The organism is Neobacillus sp. B24, from assembly GCF_055381825.1.
The window spans coordinates 987,817-1,004,524 of the sequence record NZ_AP035777.1; the positions used below are offsets into that span (position 1 = coordinate 987,817).

The following is a 16,708-nucleotide window of genomic DNA, read 5'->3' on the forward strand; positions in this document are numbered from 1 at the left end:
GTCCGCCAATTGCTAAAATTGGATCGTTCCTTATTGAAGTGTTTAGGAAAAATTATCCATACCCGGCATCCATAAGGCAACAGCCATTGAAAAGCTGATTGGGCATTTAAACATAAACAAAGAAGATACCTTTGCCTACGGAGATGGATCGAACGATATCGAAATGCTCCAATACGTTCAACATGGCATCGCGATGGGAAACGCCAAAGAAACCGTAAAGAAAGCAGCCGATGATATTACGGATACCCACGACGATCACCAGATAATTTCCCCCTATCGCCATTCCAGACGTTTTTTTTTGAAAAGATTTAAATAAAAGTGAAACCCAATGACGGTTCCATTTCGTTTATCCTATGTAACATCCAAAAGGGGAGGTCCCATCTTGAACATTGAACAGGAATTGATGCAAAAAATAAGGGAAGGGGATAAAGAAGCCTTTGGCCTTCTGGTTCGAAATCTCCTGCCCTCTGCCTATAAAACTGCGTTTCTCATCTTGAAGTCTAAAGAACACGCGGAGGATGCGCTGCAAAATGCGCTAGAAGGCGCATATATCAGCATTATGAAACATAAGGAACTGACGAATTTTAAAGCTTGGTTTTACAGTCTCATCTATTCGCGCTCCATTGATCTTTATCGAAAAAATAACCGCGTTGTACATATTGATTTTGATGACAGCAGGGAAGCCCAGAGTAAAAAAGTCTACCAATCGGCACAGCAGGATGCCATTCAAAATGAAACGAAACAAGAAATGCTGGCTCTTATCCTTAAACTAAAAAAAGACCAGAGTTTGCCGTTGTATCTGCATTATTATGAGGATTTGTCACTGAAAGAAATATCCCTCATTCTCAATGAAAATATCAATACTATCAAAACACGAATCAAAAGAGGAAGGCAGCAGCTGACAAAAATGCTTGGGGACTCAAATAACTTTTTTCAGGAGGTAAAGACCCATGGGATATAAGAAAGATGTGAACCTTCCATCATTGGATCACCTGCAGGTGCCTGATACTCTTGAGAAATTTATTGCCGACCTGCCGGATCGCTATGCCAATGGAGAGATTGATCAAGAAATAGAGGCGCAGACGGAACAGGATTATAACACCTTTCGTCATGGGTTAAAGGGGCGTAAAGTCATTTGGAAAAAGGCAGCGGCTGTTACCGTTTCTGTCGCAGCAGCGTTTGGCCTCTTTGTAGGGTCAGCCTTCGTTTCACCTGCCATGGCCCAAATCGTTTCTACCATTCCTTATTTAGGTAACCTATTTATTCAAAAGCCGCTTTTTGAAGAAGTCAAAGAGGCTCTTGATCAAAAACAAATCAAATATGATCAATTAGGAATAGGGATTCGGGAAAAAGAGGTGAGTGTAGGATTTGAGGGGACGGTTGAGTATTATAACCAAGTAAAAACGCCAGTGGAAGACCTGATAAAGGATATTTTGAAGGCTAGAAACAATGATGCTTACAAAGTAAGAGTGTTTCATGACCCTGATGCCAAAAAAAGAGCTGCAGAGCTTTTTAAAAATCTAGATAATGACTTTGACGAAGAGGCTGAAAAGGTAACGGCGATTGCTGGGGAAGTTTTGCAAAAGTATGGATACGAACCGAACGGCATTGGTGTGAGCAGTGATAGAAGAATCAACATTGATTATATTCCCAATACCGAGACAAGGTTAGATCAAATCAAAAATGATATTTTAACTAGACTGCAACAGGAGCAGTTCAAAGAATATAAGATTAAATTTTACCTGTTTGACCCGACAACGAAGGAACGGGAAGGCAGAATGGTACCTTTGTTTCTAACCATGACTGATGGTCTGACAGCCAGAACTGAATTTAAAGTAAGTGGAACCGGTTATACCAATAAAAGAGAACGTTTCTACATCGAAGTCCGGACCACGGTCACCTCTTCCGATTCAGATAAAGAAGAAGTGGCAGCGAAGGTTGAAAAGGTCATCCAGGATTTCATGCAAACAGAGGAAGCCAAAAAAGCAGTCCAAAACGACATATATGAGATTGTTATTTTGAGTAAGGATAAAAAGACTTTGCGGACAATAAAAAATTAAAGATGATTCTTATATTTTCGGGGCTTTTCCGTATAAATGCGGGAAAGCTCTTCTTGTTGTCCGTCCATAAAAAAATTTAGATTTTCTTTAAAAAATGTAAATTCTATTTTAATGAGTAATCCTTTAGTTGTAATTGAGATTGATATTTTTTGAAGCCACTTTTAAAGCCTTGCTGCATATTAATGCAGGAGGTTCTTTTCGTTATGGAGGAAATAGTGCCTTGATTATAGAAATATAGAAAAATAATTGGGGGTGTATTTTTGAAGAAAAGAATATGGATACTCATCATAACCATTCCGTGTTTGTTCCTTTTATTGTTTCCGTTGACATTTATACCGCATAAACTAGTAAATATTGATTCGTCTGGCATTTCTAAGATTATGGTATTCGATGGGAATACAGGATATCAGGTAGAAATTACGGACAGCAACGAAATTAACCATATCATCAATAACCTAAATGAGATAACCTTTAAGAAGGGAAAGCCTTCCTTTATGTATTCGGGTTACAGCTTTCATACCACCATTCTTGACCGTAACGGAGAAATTATTAGGGAATTAACTATAAACTCACCTGACACGGTAAGGTACAAGGGATTTTTCTATACTCCCACAAATCACAACATTGATTATGAATATATTGAAAAGCTGGTGAGAAAGTAATGGAAATTACTCTAATAAGACACGGTAAATCATTGTGGACAGAGAATAAGCCCATTACTGCCAAGGAGTTTAAAAAATGGGTTGAACAGTATGATTCCCAAGGAGTGTATGAGGAAAAGTCCTATCCCCCGGAAACACTTCAAAAAATAAGGACAGCTACTGTTGTCATTACAAGTGATCTGAAACGGTCAAAGGATTCGGCAGAGTATTTAAAACCAAATGGTACCGTCATTTCGGACTCATTATTTCGTGAAACCGAAATGCCTTTTGTAAAGATAGGCGGCTTAAGGTTACATGCGAGTATTTGGGGTGTGATTTTGAGATTGCTTTGGTTTATGGGGTATTCCAATGGATGCGAGTCAGTAAGAGTGGCAAAAATAAGGGCAGAAGCTGCCGCAAGCTTCTTGGCTAAAAGTGCAAAGGAACATTATAATGTTGTATTGGTCGGGCATGGATTTTTTAATAGGATGATAGCAAAGGAATTACAAAAGAATGGTTGGACAGGGAAAAGACAATCAAGTGCCAGGCACTGGGATTCAACAACTTATTGGATTGAAAAATAGGAGGAAGTCCCTTGAATGAAAATATAATAAAAAAACCACTAGTGTTGCATTAATTTAAATTCACTATTAAAAATACTCAAAATGTTCAATATTATTATTTTGTGCAAAGAAAAAGTCCTTTATAATGGATTAGTCAGGTGGTAACCCGTCCAAATCCACTAAAAAAGGACCATCACATGGACAAGATTACACGAAAAACTTCATTTGGACAATGGTTTTCACCTATAAATCTTCAATTATTTGAAGAAAACGTGAAAACGATGAAATTAGATTACTATACGAAAAAATTAACGACAGAGTCATTTCTAAAATTACTACTTTTTGCGCAGCTACAAGAAATTGAAAGTCTGCATGCGCTGGGTGATTGTCTTTTCGATGACCAGCTTCAAAAAGGGATAGACCTTGATTCTATTAGTATTTCTCAGTTGTCACGGCGGTTAAACGGCATAAACCCTGACCTATTTCAAAGGCTTTTCCTTGATTTAGTGTCACAAATTCATGCCAAAACGCATTACACGAAACTCGTGATGCCGTTAAAAATCATTGATTCAAGCACATTGCCACTTAGTTTGACCAATCATAAATGGGCTAAATTCCGCAATACAAAAGCAGGTGTAAAGTTACATTTGCGCCTTGTGTTTATGGAAAAGGGTATATCCTATCCTGAAAAGGCCGTTATGACAACGGCAAAAGAACATGACCGTGGTCAGCTTGAAATCATGGTTGATGACAAGGAATGCATGTATGTGTTTGACCGTGGTTATCTAGACTACGAGCGCTTTGATCGCATGACTGATGATGGCTACTTCTTTCTTTCACGGCTACGCAAAAATGCAGTCATACGGAACGTTTACGATTTTAAGCTACCCAAGGATACAGCTGTTTTATCAGACCAAATGGTGTTGATAGGTACGACTCAAAACCGTGCTGAAAATTACTTTCGGCTTCTAAAAGTGATTGATTCAAAAGGAAATGAACTTCATTTAATTACAAATCGTTTTGATATAAGCGCCGAAGAAATTTCAGAAATGTATAAATCACGGTGGGCAATTGAGCTGTTTTTTAAATGGATCAAACAACATCTCAGCATCAAAAAGTTCTACGGTCAAAGCGAATGGGCGATTCAAAATCAAGTATTTATCGCACTAATTGTTTTTTGCCTACATGTTCTCGTACAAATCGAGACCAGAAGCAAGCGAAAAACCTTACAGATTAGCCGTTATCTAAGGGCTGCATTGTGGAAACCAGCGAATGTTTGGCTTCGAAAGATTGAAGGAAAAGCCATCCCTTAAATATGCAAATTGTCGTCGTTGCAAAAGTCTAATTGTAAATAAATTTCCAAATGGATAGGGCCACCTTTGATTGGGTATTTACTTTTTTGCCTCTAAACAGGGAAGGTGAGTAAACTGAAAATTATGACACTATTTATGCAACACTAGTGTAAAAAAACATTTAAATGAAAAGTATGGTGATTTCAAGCTTGAGAGATTAACCGGTGGCTACACAAATGGAACGTTCCTGTTAACATCGGAAGTGCAAACCCCGGTTACATAAGGTCCAAAACGCGCATTAGAAGTTCAGACGGAATGGGTTAGACGGTTAAAATGGACAATTGAAGCTGACCTATTCTCGTATACGTCATAGGGGGGAGAATTTATGAACGTCCTGATAAGGGATGCAAGTAAGATTGACTTACATTCCATTCTGGAAATCTACAATCAAGGAATAATTGATGGGATCGCCACTTTAGAAGAAGTTCCGAAAGATGAAGCTTACATAAAGGAATGGTTTGAAAAGCACTCCGGCCGGTATAAGGCCATTGTCGCAGAATTTGACGGGCACATTGTCGGCTGGGCATCTTTAAATCAGTACAATAGCCGTTCTGCTTATGATGGAGTTGCTGATATTTCAGTCTATATCTCTAAGGATTACAGGGGAAAGGGAATAGGTCAGAAATTACTCGCCGAACTAGAATCCCAAGCCAAAGAAAATGGCTTTCATAAAATGGTACTGTTCACATTTCCATTCAATCAGCTGGGACAGGGATTATATAAAAAAATGGGCTTTCGTGAAGTAGGGATTTTTCAAAATCAGGGCATTTTAGATGGTAAATTTGTTGATGTCATGGCAATGGAAAAATTACTGTAAAAAAAAGATGAGCTTAGTTAGGTAATAACTAAGTCTCATCTTTTTTTACAATTGCCTGATTACTAAGGGAATAAAGTCAGCATAGCTGTCGATATGAAAATCTGCCTCAATGCTAGGATTCTGATAGGCGACGGTTTTGATGTTAAGCTCTCGTGCCGGAATCAAATCCAATTCGCGGTCACCAACGACCAAGTCTATATGGTGTTTCTTAAGGACATATTCATAGGAAGAGCGATGAGGCTTTCTGGTGAAACCTTGTTCCTCAACCGAGACAATTTCCTTAAAATACTTTTTTAAGTGGAATTTTTCAAGCAGATAAACGGTCGACTCGTGATCGCGATGGGTCACAATCACATTGTTCTCGGCAGCACCTAAGGCATCCTCTACATGCTCAAACGGCTTGCTGATCCTTTTTGAATAATAATTAAAATGGGTTTGGTACTCAGGTCTGCGGCTTTCATCTATGCCATAATGTTTGAAGGCCGTTTTCGAATCCTTTTTCAGCCAGCGTAAAACCTCATTCCGGTCAAGGTCTTGCCCCGCTAATGTTACGAAGCCTTCCACCAATGCCGGATATGTATCAAAAAGTGTTCCGTCGAAGTCCCATAAGATGTTAATATTCATCACTCTTTCGTTAAAATTTTTCCTCTAATGAGAGTACCATATGATATTTTAAAAAGGAACAGAAAGAACAAAAGGGTGATTCCCATGAAAAGAATAATCTATTTATTAACCATTGTTATCTTGATTTTATTAGGGCTCTCCTCCAGAAAATACGGCGATTTCCTCCCGCGCTTTGTAGCAGAAAACGCTGGGGATGCGTTGTGGGCGATGATGGTCTATTTCGGTTTCCGTTTCTTGCTTGTCCGAAAAAGTATTCTCACTGCTGTATTGCTCAGTCTATTATTTAGTTTCGGGATTGAATTCAGCCAGTTATATCAAGCCAGTTGGATCAATCAGATTCGGGGTACCGTGCTTGGTGCATTGGTATTAGGGAAAGGGTTCCTGATGGTGGATCTAATTAGATACACAATAGGTATCATAATTGGTAGTTTACTGGATAGGATAGCATTGAAAAATATGCAGGGATAAACCCGTTCTCTATATGTGACCGAGAGGGAGGAGGAACCGGAATTCGGGTCGAATAGAAGGCGCATATGCGACCGAGAAGGAGGAGGAACCGGAAATCCGGTCGAATAGAAGTCGTATATGCGACCGAAGAAGAGAAGGAAACCGAAGTACGGTCGAATAGCGATAGGGAAAAATCAAAATTTGGATTATAAAGAGAAAAAAGGTCTAACCAGGAATCTACTTGGGCTAGACCTTTTCTAATTAAGCTTTCATCACCGTGGTGACTTGCTCCCACTTCAATCGCTCTTCGCGGTTAGGGTCATTAACGACTGCGCTCTCCAGATCAAAGATCATGGTTGGGCGGAAATTTAAATCATACTTTGGCCATAACGGCAGATCTTCACTGTTTGGATTGCCGGTACGTGCGAAATTGATCCAGGCTTGGTGCATTTGAACCGATACAAGCTTCCGTTCTGGAGAAGAACCTGTGAAATTAGCTGTATTTGCCTTATCCAACGTGTTCCAAACAAATGGAATTTCCAGTGCATGCGTTGCTCCGAGGGCACCGTCAAATACCGGAGTCTCCCAATCAAACCGATACACATAGACAGGTGCGCCTTGATTCACCTGCAGCTCTGCCAGCTGTTGGGCAGGATGGGTAAAGATATGCATCGTCAATAGTTTATTAAAGAGCTCCTGGTTTACTGGACCAGGGAATTGGTTTGATAGAAGGGGAACTAAAGGTCCGAATGTTTTTTCAAAAATGGCCTTGGCCTTCTCCTCATCCGCATCCTTCCACTCAGGATCAAAAACCGTAAAGATATTAAATTCATCTTTGTTGGTGCCAATTAAAATCGCGACATCCTTTGCTGAACCTGCCGCTATTGCCTCGTGAGGAGGTTTTGGCAGTGAAACACCATCCACTACAGGCCCCAAGCTCATTGAAGGCAGGAGATCGGCAGCTTGCAATAAATGTTCAACCGGCATTTCCTCCAGTTTGGCTAGATTCGTAGGTTCTACCTTTAATCCTGCTAATAGAAGGCTTGCCACTTTAGTTGCGGTAGCTGAGGAATGCGCGTTTGCAGCCGCGCCGCTCTGCAAAATGGCTTTTTGGAAAAGACCTTGTGCCGAAGGGAATCCGAGCAATACCCCAACACTCATAGCCCCAGCGGACTCTCCAAAAATGGTTACATCGTTCGGGTCGCCGCCAAACGCCGCGATATTTTCTTGTACCCAGTGCAGTGCTGCCACCTGGTCAAGAATGCCACAGTTTCCGGAAGTCGCATATTCTTCCCCGCCAATTTCCCCGAGGTGAAGGAAGCCCAGTACACCCAAGCGGTAATTAATGGTGACGACCACAACATCCCCTTGAGATGCAAACGAAGCGCCGTCATACCAATGGCTGGATCCAGATCCGGAAACAAAGGCCCCGCCGTGAATCCAAACCATAACTGGCCGCTTCTTATCGTCGGCCCCCGGTGACCATACATTTAAATAAAGGCAATCCTCACTTACATTGGAGACGTCATTGCCGAAAAACGCCATGATTTCCCGTTGTGTCTGCGGGGCGACAGCTGAAAATTTGGTGGCATCCCGGATTCCTTCCCAAGCATCTGGACGCTCAGGGGCACGAAAACGAAGCGGCCCGACTGGAGGCTTTGCGAATGGTACCCCTTTCCATGCAAACACACCATCAACCTGTTCCCCTTGAAGTTTACCGTAAACGGTTTCAACAATTGTTTTAGACATTGAAGCTCTCCTCCCCTTATGTAACTTTGATAATAACATCACTTGGCAACTATCTAATTTTATTCGATAACAAGTTAGTATTTTCCTTTTAATAACAAATATTTTAATGTTAAAAGGATTGCCCTTTTTTAGTTGTTTAATAGGCCGCTGAACCTTGTTCAGCGACCTAACCCATTTTTATTTCTTTAGGGCTGCCAGAGAGCTGCAGCAGCATTTTCAAGTGAGCTCCGGAGTTTTAGTAAACTGCCGATGTTACTGTACTGGCTCCGCCTTCGCCATGTACCATGATAGCCACACATGCTATCCCCGCTGCTTTATACTATAACCATAAACTGTTACCAAATAATGACGGAAGTGTTAATCCACCGTTAAATGTTTATGACAGTTGGAACTTGCTCGAGATCATATACTTCTTTGTAAAGTTTGGGTCATTTTTTCGTAAATGCCCTTAAAATAATAGTTTTATTGTATTATAATTTTACAAAATAGGAAAAGTTTCCAAAAACGACATCACGAGGGGGGATTTAATATGTTCGCGGTTGTAATCATGATTGTAGCAGCTGTTATCATTGGTGTTATTTTAATGGCAAAAAAGCGGCCAAGATTAAAAAAAGAGAACATCCCGGTCGACCTTGCTGTTCTAAGTCATGCCCCTCTAAAGGCTCTAATGAGTCAGTTAGATTCAGCTTTAAGTGAGGACTACATCCGCCTGGTCAAAATGCGCTACCTTCAGGATTACCCGAAACGGAGCGAGGACGATTTTGAATGGCTGTTATTCGAATTAAAACGATATTTCATTATGGCCAACCTTTTAAAAAAAGCACCAATGTTCAGTATTGACGTCGATGATATCTGGCACGAAATGATCCTTTTTACAAGGAACTACGAGAGTTTTTCTGAAAAATTTTTGGGAAAAATGCTGCATCACACCCCGAACATAACCCCCGAGCCAGCACCACAGGAACGCGCCTTTTTTGACTGGGTGTTTTCGCAGCTGTTTGAAATAAACCAGTTTAGCTGGGCTACTTGGGGTGACTTTTTTAAATATCCGGTGGCAAGGGAAGTATTAAAGGATTTCAAGGAAAAGACTTATGATGAATTGATTGAAACCTATTTTCGGCAAAATAATGGCAATCGGGAATTGCTTGAGTACCTGGTTGGCCGGATGAAAGAGCAGTTAGGCGTTTCGGAAAAAATGTACCGCTCCAATCCGAAAGGCGCTTTTTCAAAACAGCGGAAGTATGGTGATATGACTGCGTTGTCGTTTATGATGGTGTTCTTCTCGTTTTATTATTTCGATGAATATTGGGAATACGCGAAGGTTTTTGCTTTTGCGGAAGCTGCCAAATATACAAGCGGCTGCTCAAACGCTGTTTTTTGCGGTTCCGCCTCATCAGATGATTCGGGTTCAGATGGAGGTGGGGGAGGAGATAGTGGTGGCAGCAGCTGCTCCTCCTGCTCAAGCTGCGGCGGTGGATGTTCGTCTTAGTTAAGAACTCTGGTTTCCCAGGGTTCTTTTTACGTCTATAAGGACTATTGGCTACCGAAAGTAGCAGGGCGGAAAAAAATGGGTAGCCAATGAAGCCAATTGGCGACCGAAAGGGGCAGGGAGGAAAGAAATGGGTAGCCAATGAAGCCAATTGGCGACCGAAAGGGGCAGAGCAGAAAGAAATGGGTAGCCAATGAAGGCAATTGGCGACCGAAAGGGGCGGGGAGGAAAGAAATGGGTAGCCAATGAAACCAATTGGCGACCGAAAGGGGCAGGGAGGAAAGAAATGGGTAGTCAATGAAGCCAATTGGTGACCGAAAGAGGCAGGGCGGAAAGAAATGGGTAGCCAATGAAGCCTATTGGCGACCGAAAGAGGCAGAGCAGAAAGAAATGGGTAGCCAATGAAGCCTATTGGCGACCGAAAGAGGCAGAGCAGAAAGAAATGGGTAGCCAATGATGGCAATTGGCGACCGAAACTGGTAGAGCAGAAAGAAATGGGTAGCCAATCGAGAACATATATTACAATTTTGTGAAAACGGTTGATTTTCCCTTTTAATTCCACCGAAATTCGACTTTTAATGCTATAATTTTTTCGACTTCAATAAACTACTTCAGATTCCCCTCTTAATTTGAACACTTTACATACTGGAATTCGACATCTTCCTCCTTAATTTAGAAATGAATCCCAAAATAAAATAATAATAAATATGGAAGGGTTGATCATGAAATGAGTAACCAAGCAACGCTTGATAAGGTAGTTGAATTAGTCCAATCGGATGTTAAATCAAAAAGGTTTCGGCCGGATTATGATGTATCCGAAGAATTAAGGGGTGAAATGGTGAGCGAGGTCTTCCGGGATTTCATGATGTTTGCGCTTGACCGGTATTACGAGGACTGCCTTCCGATGCTCAAGGCGTATGTTGATGAGCACCACCCAAGGAGGAAGAAGCGGGCAGGATTAATCCATAATCTATTCTGGTTTCGGATGTTGTATGATGCAAGCTTGAACCCGAAGAATAATAGTTTTGAAGCCTATATTTCTGAAAACTATCAATACCTGCTAAAGAAGCCATTCATGATTTCTTGGCTCCGGGAATGCGCCAAGGCAGTACCGAAATTCTACTATGTCGGTCATAAGTATAATGATCACGTTTTCGTTGCCATTGATGTACTGGAAGAAAAGCCTCTGGATGTCATCGTTTATGACCCTGCCGCCAGCCCGCCTGAAAAAGGGGAATTCGCCATGGGAATGCTCATTCCGTTAGGTGGAGGACTCTATTTTCCAATCGTTGATTTCTACCATTTCGATTATCAAGCAAGGGAAGCAATGGCAAGCTGCCTGCATCACCACTACCACAAGTATCTTGAAGATTCCACTTTGCACGAAGCCTTCATACACGTCCTGTCAGTCATGCTGCAAATTGAAAAAATTATTTTTACGAAAGAAAAGGGAAAGCAGCCTTTAAAATAGCGTCTTTTTGAAAAATTCCCTCCGCTATTTATTACCTTCGACGAAACATCAGAGATTATCAAGAAGACTTCTTTTTAAATTGGGAAATTTCCTAGAAGGGGAGTCTTGTGAAGTTTTTCATGCTCCATTTGATATTGAATTAAAAAGAGAAAGAATGGAAGGGACGAAAATCGTCATCCCGGATCTTAGTGTCATCTATGAAAAGAGCGGCTTTACTGAAGCCCGATATAATGGGGTGCCAAACCTGATTGTGGAAATCTTAAACCCTTCCAATCAGTCCCATGACCTAGTTACGAAGCTAAATCTTTATATGACATATGGTGTTACTGAATACTGGATTGTCAATCCGATGCTAAATGCGGTGACGGTATATGCCCAGAATGATAAAAACATGTACGAGCAGCATGATATGAAAACTGTAACGGCGAAATTCCTGGAAGGGTTCAGTGTGGATTTAGACGAATTATTTTAAAGAAGTATGTAACAGTTGATAATTATTGTTTTCTATACTAATTACTGGATTATCTGAAACCATGGTCAAGCTTTCTTTTTAACAGTTAAGATATAAGCAGGCACCCCGGGCGATTCGTGTTTGTACACGGAATTATTCGCCCGGGTTGGGTCCTGCTGTCAAAGTATCATTAGGACGCTCACCATTTTGCAAATCGGCAATTGTCAGGCCAAAGTCCATTTGCAGGTGGGGATAATCTTTAAACTGCAGCCAATCCCCGCCCCAAGTAAACCCGAGCGCCTTTGCCATTTCCACGACCTCGCCCCAATCAGCCTTCCCATTTTTATTGCCGTCGTATTGCCTATCCCAGATAACATCTCCGGAAGCATTCTTTAACGCAAAATCAATTGCCAGCCCATAATTGTGAAACGACTGGCCGCCTTTTGCATTCGTGACAATGGTTCCTCCAGCTGTCCGGCCTTTTTCATAAAGCCGGTCCTGATCCGCCGCACTGCGAAAGCCATCGGTAATCACGACGACGATGCCTTTATCTGCAGCTTGCTTGATTAACTGATTCATACTCTCCACCACTACTGGGTGAGATTCAGTCGGGAAAGATGTATCTTTCGGTTGTGAGGAGGGGTTAAATTTATTTATGAAGATGACCATCGCGATAATCACCGTAACTAAAACAAACACAGAACGTCTATTTCGCTTTCGTTTCACACCTCATATTCCTTTCCAAAATGGTCTCATATAGTAAGACGAAAAAACTAAGTCCATAGTTTCATATAGTACTATAATGAAAGCCAGGCAATCAAGCCTGGCTTCGGTTGTTTATTTTTTTTGCGATGCAGAGTAATATTGGTTGGGCTCTACTATGGTGCAATGTTGATTTCACTGTGTAATAAAAATAAACGGAAGAATTCCGGCTAAATTGGGAAATACGCGTATTTCCCTAAAAATAAGGGGAGCTTTTCCGCTTATATGATTCAAATCCTTAGATTTTGTCTGATTTTAAGCAGTTAACCGGAATTTCTCCGCCTATATTCGCTTCTTAAGCTTCCCTTATATACATTAGCAGGAAATTCTCCGCCTAATGTAATGAATTCTTGAACCTACACAAAAACGATTTGGAGAAGGCAAAAAAGCTTCCATTTTGCCTTCTCCTATCAAATGGAGGTCTTGGAAAATGAACCTGTTACCATCAGCCTTATTTTTTCATTAACAAATAGATAAAATAAGGAGCGCCGATCAAGGCGACCATGATCCCTGCCGGTATGCCATCCGGTTCTACGGCATTTCGCCCCACCGTGTCAGCCAGTAACAATAACCAGCCCCCCATGATAATGGAAATGGGGATAAACAATTGATTTCTCGGGCCAACCAGAGCCTTGGCGATATGCGGCGCCAAAAGACCGATGAACGCGATTCCGCCTGTAACGGAAACGGCAGCTGCGGCAAGTGCGACAGCCGTCATCAGCAGGACTATTCGTTCTTTTTCAATCGATACGCCAACACCGATGGCCACCTGTTCGCTAAGTCCGAGCAGATTCAAGCGATTTGCTTTATACAGAGTAAACGGAATCAATACCACCAGCCAAGGGAGGATTGCCCAGATAAACGGCCAATCCGTGCCCCAAATGTTTCCGGCCAGCCATTTTGCGATAAAGTCCACCTTTTGACGTTCTGCCGAGGAGATAAGGACGATCATCGCACCGGAAAGTGCCATCGAAAAACCAACCCCGGTGAGCACCAAGTTAACAGGCTGCAGGCCTGTTTTTCGGCTATAGGAAAATAAATAGATCAATAATGCAGTTAGCAGCGCGCCAATGAAAGCCACGAGCGGCAGCATATAAATGAACGAGCCAGAGTCGATGGGGAATAACAAATAGAATATGGTTATGGCTACGCCTGCTCCCGAGTTTATCCCGATGATCCCTGGGTCAGCCAAATCATTGCGTGTGATTCCTTGTAAAATGGAACCTGACAGGGCAAGTGCCATGCCTGCTAACAAGGTAATCACCATTCGTGGCAGCCGAATCGAAAATAGAACAAACTCTTCTTTGAATGTCCCATTGCCAAGAAAGGTTGGCAGCAACCTGTCATAGGAGACAGTGGCGGCTCCAATCCCCAATCCAATCACGCCTGTAAGAATAATGAGTGCCAGTAAAATAATAAGAATGATTCGCTGTTTTTTTACTAAAGCCGGTTGGATCATGAGAATGCTTTCCCTCCTTTACGGACAATAATGAGGAAGAAAGGCAGGCCTACCAATGCCACAATGGCGACCACTGGTGTTTCATAGGGCGCATTTATGGTGCGGCCAAGCGTGTCAGCCAACATCATAAAAATGGCCCCGATAATGGCGGACATCGGCAGGATGGTACGATAATCGGTTCCAACTATCGCGCGAACAATGTGAGGAACCATTAAGCCGATGAAAGCCATGTTTCCAACAAGGGCTACCGAAGCGCCGGCCAGCATGATGATAACAATAAAAAGGATTGTTTTAATTCTGGTTATATTTTGCCCCAATCCTGTCGCTACTTCTTCGCTTAAGCTTAAAATTGTAAGCTGCCGTGCGAAAAACAAGGAAACAACAATCCCAATAATGATAAAAGGAACAATGATTTGGAGCTGGTTCCAGGAGGTTCCGATCAATCCCCCTGATGTCCACAACGAAACATCTTTTGATATTTTAAAAAATAGCCCAATTCCGTCTGCCACCGCATAAAGAAAGGTGGAAACGGCTGCTCCGGCAAGGACAATCCGCAGCGGGGAAAATCCCCCTCTGTTCATCGCACCAATGCCGAAAACCAGCATTGTTCCGGCTGCTGCGCCTATAAAGCAAGCGATCATCGTGGTGAAATAGTTTGTTGATGGGAAAAAAGCAATCGCGATCGCGAGCGCTGCATTAGCACCGGCGGTTAATCCGAGCAATCCAGGGTCAGCAAGAGGATTCCTCGTCAGCCCCTGCATGATGGCTCCCGATACCGCTAGAGCGGCCCCGACAAAAATGGCTGCCACTTCCCGTGGAATGCGGATTTCTTGCAGCATCAAGGCGGTATCATTTTTTTCGCCGAAGCTGATGGCCTGCCATAGATCCTTAATCGAAGTATCTGCGGCCCCAAATAACATGGAAATCAAAAACATGCCAATAAACGCAAGGATTCCAGCTAGTAAGATATAGACAAAGGGGATGGAACGGTGATTTCTTTTCATAATCAGTCTCTCATCTTCACTTTCCTAGAATAGGCAAAAGGAATTCTTGCGACAAGAATCCCTTTACCACGTATTACTTCCCTAAAAATGATGTTTTAATGAACTCCAGTTGTTTTTCCAAGGTAATGGGGTCACTGAATGATGCGCCTTGCCCATTCATTTCAAATACATGGCCATTTTTCACGGCAGGCATATTTTTATAAGTTTCTGTTTCTTGGAAGGAGCTGTCGGCATCCGCATACTTGCTTAAAATCAAATAATCGCCAACGTATTCAGGAAGTACTTCAGCTGAAATGGAATAGTACCCTTGTTTTAATGCCATTTCCTTTACTTTCTCCGGCATTTTCAGCTTCATTGCCTGATAAAGGATTTCTGTACCGCGGGCCCAGTTTTCACCGAATACATATAGGTCCTTACCAGAGCTTTCAATAACTGTTACGGTTGCATCTTCGCCAACTTTTGCCTTGATATCCTTACCTGCAGCTTCTGCTCGGTTTTTGAAATCATCAACCCACTCTTTAGCCTCCTTCTCTTTGTTTAGCAGCTTGCCGATTTCAATATGCTGGGTCAGGTAATCGGCTTTTCCCCAAGTATAGGTGACCGTAGGAGCAATTTCTTTCAATTTATCGATGTTTTTAATGTTAGATAAACCGATAATTAAATCTGGTTCAAGCTCAATTATTTTCTCAAGATTCTCATCTGAAACTTCTTCCGCATCCTTTAGTTCTTCCTTGAAAGTAGGGTTGTTCTTTGACCATGTATCGACACCGACGACATTTACGCCTAATTGAAGAACATTACCAGTGAAGCCGGAAAGCAAGACGACACGCTTCGGGTTGGCCGGAACTTCAACTGGTCCATTTTCGGATTGATAGGTTATGGTTTTCGCTGAATCCTCCTGACCTGAGTCGGTTTCTTTTTTTTCTGAGTTGTTATTGCCGCAGGCACTAACGATTAGCACTAACAGCAGAATAAACGGGAATAGCCACTTTTTCATTTTTGATGTCTCCTCTTAAAATATTGTAGGTGATGCACATTGGTTTATTTGTTCGCGGATCTCTGCCGATTTCAGCATCAATTTGGAAAACTTGTTTTAAAACATCGTGAGTGATGACTTCTTCACAGGTTCCTGCTTTTACGACCTGTCCTGCTTTTAAAGCAATGATATGATCTGCAAACCGGGCTGCCTGATTTAAATCATGAAGAACCATGACAATGGTCCGGCCTTGTTCGATGTTTAATTTCTGCAGTAATTCCAGTACCTCAAGCTGGTGGGCCATATCCAAGTATGTAGTCGGTTCATCTAAAAAAATAATATCTGTTTCTTGAGCCAAGGCCATGGCAATCCATACTCGCTGACGCTGACCGCCAGAGAGGGCATCAACAGGATGGAATTTGAAAAAGGCTGTTCCTGTTACTTCAAGTGCCCATTCAATGACTTCATAATCTTTCTTGGTTAGGCGGCCGAAGCCTGTTTGATAGGGAAAACGCCCGTAAGATACAAGCTCGCCGACGGTAAGCCCGGCTGCACTCTCCGGGGTTTGCGGCAGGATCGCCATTTTTTTCGCGAGATGTTTGGTGTTGACTTTCGAAATGTCTTTCCCGTCTAAGACAACAGTTCCGGATTGCTGCGGAATAATCCTCGTGATTGCCTTTAAGAGGGTGGACTTGCCACAGCCATTGGCTCCGATAATGGTAGTTATTTTATTATCAGGAATCTCCACGCTGAGATCTTTTACAATTAATCGTTCACCATAGCCAATATTTAATCCCTCTGTATACAGTCGGACCATAGTTGACCTCCAATCCCCATTGATAA

17 protein-coding genes and 1 pseudogene are annotated in these 16,708 nt (G+C 42.1%); 11 read left to right on the plus strand and 7 right to left on the minus strand.

Annotated features, from left to right (window positions below):
* Window positions 1–112: 112 nt before the first annotated feature.
* The 7 genes from ACZ43M_RS04740 (at window position 113) to ACZ43M_RS04770 (ending at window position 5,433) form a co-directional block, all read left to right on the plus strand.
* Window positions 113–316 carry an HAD hydrolase family protein gene (locus ACZ43M_RS04740; RefSeq protein ID WP_464507955.1) on the plus strand — a complete coding sequence of 68 codons (204 nt, stop codon included), beginning with the start codon at window positions 113–115 and terminating at the stop codon, window positions 314–316.
* A 66-nt stretch (window positions 317–382) separates the two neighbouring features.
* Window positions 383–961, plus strand: coding sequence for an RNA polymerase sigma factor (locus tag ACZ43M_RS04745; protein WP_464506280.1), 579 nt, complete (start codon window positions 383–385; stop codon window positions 959–961).
* Complete coding sequence (locus ACZ43M_RS04750; protein WP_464506281.1) at window positions 951–2,060, plus strand: DUF4179 domain-containing protein; 1,110 nt, start codon at window positions 951–953, stop codon at window positions 2,058–2,060. The genes ACZ43M_RS04745 and ACZ43M_RS04750 overlap by 11 nt, the downstream gene beginning before the upstream one ends.
* A 260-nt stretch (window positions 2,061–2,320) precedes the next feature.
* Complete coding sequence (locus ACZ43M_RS04755) at window positions 2,321–2,722, plus strand: hypothetical protein (RefSeq protein WP_464506282.1); 402 nt, start codon at window positions 2,321–2,323, stop codon at window positions 2,720–2,722.
* Window positions 2,722–3,285, plus strand: a complete 564-nt coding sequence (locus ACZ43M_RS04760) for a histidine phosphatase family protein (protein WP_464506283.1) — start codon at window positions 2,722–2,724, stop codon at window positions 3,283–3,285. The genes ACZ43M_RS04755 and ACZ43M_RS04760 overlap by 1 nt, the downstream gene beginning before the upstream one ends.
* 176 nt (window positions 3,286–3,461) lie before the next feature.
* Window positions 3,462–4,577, plus strand: coding sequence for an IS4 family transposase (locus tag ACZ43M_RS04765; protein ID WP_464506284.1), 1,116 nt, complete (start codon window positions 3,462–3,464; stop codon window positions 4,575–4,577).
* A gap of 364 nt (window positions 4,578–4,941) precedes the next feature.
* Entirely contained in the window at window positions 4,942–5,433 is a 492-nt protein-coding gene (locus ACZ43M_RS04770; protein ID WP_464506285.1) for an arsinothricin resistance N-acetyltransferase ArsN1 family A, read from the plus strand.
* 45 nt (window positions 5,434–5,478) lie between these two features.
* Here the strand turns inward: ACZ43M_RS04770 and ACZ43M_RS04775 are convergent, their stop codons facing one another.
* On the minus strand, window positions 5,479–6,057 hold the full coding sequence (locus ACZ43M_RS04775) for an HAD-IA family hydrolase (RefSeq protein WP_464506286.1): 579 nt from the start codon (window positions 6,055–6,057) through the stop codon (window positions 5,479–5,481).
* Between the two features lie 84 nt (window positions 6,058–6,141).
* Between ACZ43M_RS04775 and ACZ43M_RS04780 the strand changes: the two genes are divergently transcribed.
* The gene (locus ACZ43M_RS04780; protein ID WP_464506287.1) at window positions 6,142–6,525 is read left to right on the plus strand and encodes a ribosomal maturation YjgA family protein; all 384 of its coding nucleotides are present in this window, start codon (window positions 6,142–6,144) and stop codon (window positions 6,523–6,525) included.
* Window positions 6,526–6,765: 240 nt separating this feature from the next.
* Here the strand turns inward: ACZ43M_RS04780 and ACZ43M_RS04785 are convergent, their stop codons facing one another.
* Window positions 6,766–8,253: a carboxylesterase/lipase family protein gene (locus ACZ43M_RS04785; protein WP_464506288.1), complete on the minus strand. Its 1,488-nt coding sequence runs from the start codon at window positions 8,251–8,253 to the stop codon at window positions 6,766–6,768.
* A 529-nt stretch (window positions 8,254–8,782) separates the two neighbouring features.
* Between ACZ43M_RS04785 and ACZ43M_RS04790 the strand changes: the two genes are divergently transcribed.
* The 3 genes and pseudogenes from ACZ43M_RS04790 to ACZ43M_RS04800 all read left to right on the plus strand — a co-directional run.
* Window positions 8,783–9,742 carry a glycine-rich domain-containing protein gene (locus ACZ43M_RS04790; protein ID WP_464506289.1) on the plus strand — a complete coding sequence of 320 codons (960 nt, stop codon included), beginning with the start codon at window positions 8,783–8,785 and terminating at the stop codon, window positions 9,740–9,742.
* A gap of 727 nt (window positions 9,743–10,469) precedes the next feature.
* Entirely contained in the window at window positions 10,470–11,213 is a 744-nt protein-coding gene (locus ACZ43M_RS04795) for a hypothetical protein (protein ID WP_464506290.1), read from the plus strand.
* A 34-nt stretch (window positions 11,214–11,247) separates the two neighbouring features.
* Window positions 11,248–11,685: pseudogene (locus tag ACZ43M_RS04800) on the plus strand (Uma2 family endonuclease); the annotation flags it as partial.
* Between the two features lie 132 nt (window positions 11,686–11,817).
* Here the strand turns inward: ACZ43M_RS04800 and ACZ43M_RS04805 are convergent.
* The 5 genes from ACZ43M_RS04805 to ACZ43M_RS04825 form a co-directional block, all read right to left on the minus strand.
* Window positions 11,818–12,333: a M15 family metallopeptidase gene (locus ACZ43M_RS04805; RefSeq protein WP_464507956.1), complete on the minus strand. Its 516-nt coding sequence runs from the start codon at window positions 12,331–12,333 to the stop codon at window positions 11,818–11,820.
* Window positions 12,334–12,877: 544 nt separating this feature from the next.
* Window positions 12,878–13,885 carry a FecCD family ABC transporter permease gene (locus ACZ43M_RS04810; protein ID WP_464506291.1) on the minus strand — a complete coding sequence of 336 codons (1,008 nt, stop codon included), beginning with the start codon at window positions 13,883–13,885 and terminating at the stop codon, window positions 12,878–12,880.
* Entirely contained in the window at window positions 13,882–14,889 is a 1,008-nt protein-coding gene (locus ACZ43M_RS04815) for a FecCD family ABC transporter permease (RefSeq protein WP_464506292.1), read from the minus strand. Before ACZ43M_RS04815 ends, ACZ43M_RS04810 begins: the two co-directional genes overlap by 4 nt.
* A gap of 73 nt (window positions 14,890–14,962) precedes the next feature.
* A complete protein-coding gene (locus ACZ43M_RS04820) occupies window positions 14,963–15,886 on the minus strand; it encodes an iron-hydroxamate ABC transporter substrate-binding protein (RefSeq protein ID WP_464506293.1) in 924 nt (307 codons plus the stop codon).
* Entirely contained in the window at window positions 15,837–16,682 is an 846-nt protein-coding gene (locus ACZ43M_RS04825) for an ABC transporter ATP-binding protein (protein WP_464506294.1), read from the minus strand. Before ACZ43M_RS04825 ends, ACZ43M_RS04820 begins: the two co-directional genes overlap by 50 nt.
* Window positions 16,683–16,708 lie beyond the last annotated feature (26 nt).

What these genes read in the sequence shown, in the direction of transcription:
- ACZ43M_RS04775 (WP_464506286.1), bottom strand. Translation starts at nt 6,057, where the DNA reads ATGAATATTAACATCTTATGGGACTTCGACGGAACACTTTTTGATACA.
- ACZ43M_RS04825 (WP_464506294.1), bottom strand. Translation starts at nt 16,682, where the DNA reads ATGGTCCGACTGTATACAGAGGGATTAAATATTGGCTATGGTGAACGA.
- ACZ43M_RS04815 (WP_464506292.1), bottom strand. Translation starts at nt 14,889, where the DNA reads ATGAAAAGAAATCACCGTTCCATCCCCTTTGTCTATATCTTACTAGCT.
- ACZ43M_RS04820 (WP_464506293.1), bottom strand. Translation starts at nt 15,886, where the DNA reads ATGAAAAAGTGGCTATTCCCGTTTATTCTGCTGTTAGTGCTAATCGTT.
- ACZ43M_RS04785 (WP_464506288.1), bottom strand. Translation starts at nt 8,253, where the DNA reads ATGTCTAAAACAATTGTTGAAACCGTTTACGGTAAACTTCAAGGGGAA.
- ACZ43M_RS04805 (WP_464507956.1), bottom strand. Translation starts at nt 12,333, where the DNA reads ATGGTCATCTTCATAAATAAATTTAACCCCTCCTCACAACCGAAAGAT.
- ACZ43M_RS04810 (WP_464506291.1), bottom strand. Translation starts at nt 13,885, where the DNA reads ATGATCCAACCGGCTTTAGTAAAAAAACAGCGAATCATTCTTATTATT.
- ACZ43M_RS04770 (WP_464506285.1), top strand. Translation starts at nt 4,942, where the DNA reads ATGAACGTCCTGATAAGGGATGCAAGTAAGATTGACTTACATTCCATT.
- ACZ43M_RS04795 (WP_464506290.1), top strand. Translation starts at nt 10,470, where the DNA reads ATGAGTAACCAAGCAACGCTTGATAAGGTAGTTGAATTAGTCCAATCG.
- ACZ43M_RS04750 (WP_464506281.1), top strand. Translation starts at nt 951, where the DNA reads ATGGGATATAAGAAAGATGTGAACCTTCCATCATTGGATCACCTGCAG.
- ACZ43M_RS04760 (WP_464506283.1), top strand. Translation starts at nt 2,722, where the DNA reads ATGGAAATTACTCTAATAAGACACGGTAAATCATTGTGGACAGAGAAT.
- ACZ43M_RS04780 (WP_464506287.1), top strand. Translation starts at nt 6,142, where the DNA reads ATGAAAAGAATAATCTATTTATTAACCATTGTTATCTTGATTTTATTA.
- ACZ43M_RS04765 (WP_464506284.1), top strand. Translation starts at nt 3,462, where the DNA reads ATGGACAAGATTACACGAAAAACTTCATTTGGACAATGGTTTTCACCT.
- ACZ43M_RS04790 (WP_464506289.1), top strand. Translation starts at nt 8,783, where the DNA reads ATGTTCGCGGTTGTAATCATGATTGTAGCAGCTGTTATCATTGGTGTT.